A 2,085-nucleotide genomic window follows, 5' to 3' on the forward strand; every position below is an offset into this window, starting at 1 on the left:
GTGGCCGCGACGCGGCGTCCGTGCACTGGGGCCTCTGGGCGTCGGCGCCGCTCGACGACGACGGCTTCGCCCGCGTCGCCGCGACCGGGGCCGTGCCGATGGCGGCGCCCGACGCGCTCGCCACCGTCGACCTGATGACGTGCGGCGACGTGGTGGTCCTGGCGGCGGACGTCCCCCGGCTGCGGGCCGTGGCCGACGCACTCGGTGCGGGGCCGCTGCTGTCGGAGGTGCTCGACGGTGCCGGGTGCGAGCCGGCGGCCAGTCTTGCGGAACACGGTGCTCCACAGGATGATCCGGCGCCTCGGGCCGACCAGGCGCCGCCGGCGCAGACGGCACCGTCGAGTCCGGCGGTGGCCTCGGCGCCGGCCGGAGCGGGGGACGTGCTGCGCGCCCACCTCGCGCAGGCGCTCGGCCTACCCACACCGGACGACATCGACACCGACACGCCGCTCGTCGCGCTCGGCCTCGATTCGCTGCAGGCGCTCGAGCTGCGTACCGCTGTCCGCGCGGAACTGGGCCGCGACCTACCACTCGAGGCCGTCCTCGGCGGCGCGACGCTCGCCGACGTGACCGCGGCCCTCGCCGACTAGCCAGCACGGTACTGCCGACCAGACCCACAGCTCGAAGGACGCCATGACACGCAATCTGACCGCAGCACACCGCGAACTGCTGATGCGGCGGCTCCGCGACGCGGGCCTCGAGTCCGTCGAGGCGGCGCCCACCCGAGCGGAGCGACCCGCCGAGGGCTCGCCGCTCTCGCCCGCGCAGCGTCGGCTGTGGTTCGTCGCGCAGCGTGATCCCGCGTCGACCGCGCTCACCATCTGTGTCGCCTACTCGCTGTCGGGCGCGCTCGAGTCCGCCCGACTGCGGGCGGCGTTCGAGACCGTCGTGGCCCGGCACGAGGTCCTGCGCACGACGTATGCCGTGGGGCCGGCGGGCGATCCGGTGCAGCACGTGCACCGGATGGGTGCAGCGGGGGCGACCGATCACGAGGGCCGGGACTACGACGCCCTGGACTACGACGCCCTGGACTACGAGGTCGTGGATGCCACCGGTCTCGCGGACGGCGAGCGCGAGCGCCGCGTCAACGTCCTGGCCCGGCGCGTCGCCGACCGTCCGTACGACCTCGAACGCGACCCGATGCTGCGCGTGCGCCTGGTGAACGTGTCCGCCACGGGCGCCGCGGACCGGCACGTGCTGATCCTGGTGCTGCACCACATCTGCATGGACGACCTCTCATGGGAGCCCCTGTTCGCCGACCTCGCCGCCGCCTACGCGGGCGGGTCGTTGCCGCAGCTCACCGCGCAGTACATCGATGTGGCGACCGCGGCCCAGGCCGCCTCCGCGGCGGACGTGCGGCACTGGGTGGACCGCCTCACCCCGCTGCCGGCGCCCGTCCGGCTACCCGGGAACCGAGGTGGCTCGCGATCCACCGAGAGTCGCACAGTGCGCGCGCCGCTGCCCGCCGACCTCGCGCCGCGGGTCGCCGACCTCGCACGCAGCCTGGGCGTCACGCCGTTCGCGGTGTACCTCGCCGGCTTCGTCGCGCTGAGCCGGCGGTTCTTCGGCGCCGATGACCTCGCGGTCTCCGTCCCGGTCACGGACCGCCCCGCGGGCGCCGACGGGCTGGTCGGGTACTTCGGCAACACCCTCGTGCGTCGGCAGCAGGTAGGTCTCGACGAGGCCTTCAGCGAGCTGGTGCGCCGCACGCACGCCGACGGTGCCGCCGACCTCGCGCACGCTGCCGCCGGCATCGACGCGGTCGTGGCCGGCCTGGACCTCGTCCGGGACGGCGAGGACGGCTTCACCCGGCTCGTGCAGGTGGGATTCTCCACGCGTTCCAACACCGGCGGCCCGCGGCTCGCGGGCCTCTCGGCGGCGCCGCTCGATCTGGTCTCCCCGGTGGCGCAGCTGCCGTTCGAGGTCACCGTCGTCGACACCGACGCCGGCCCCGAGCTCGAGACCCGCTACCAGCGCGGCCGCATCGACCCCCGGGTCGCCGCGGCCTTCGGCGAATCGTTCGCGCTGCTGCTCGTCGCGGCGATGGCCGCGCCCGGCACCACCGTCCGGCTCCTGCCGTTGCAG

Annotated in this window: 2 protein-coding genes; both read left to right on the plus strand. The window is 75.0% G+C overall.

All coding sequences use genetic code 11. The annotated features are described in order from the left end of the window. Positions 1 to 590: acyl carrier protein (locus tag ABD908_RS27170; protein ID WP_345001994.1), on the plus strand; the 590-nt coding region annotated here is incomplete at its 5' end. Positions 591 to 633: 43 nt separating this feature from the next. Further along, positions 634 to 2,085: condensation domain-containing protein (locus ABD908_RS27175; RefSeq protein ID WP_345001996.1), on the plus strand; the 1,452-nt coding region annotated here is incomplete at its 3' end.

This window comes from Tsukamurella soli (genome assembly GCF_039541155.1).
GTDB classification, from domain to species: Bacteria; Actinomycetota; Actinomycetes; order Mycobacteriales; family Mycobacteriaceae; genus Tsukamurella; species Tsukamurella soli.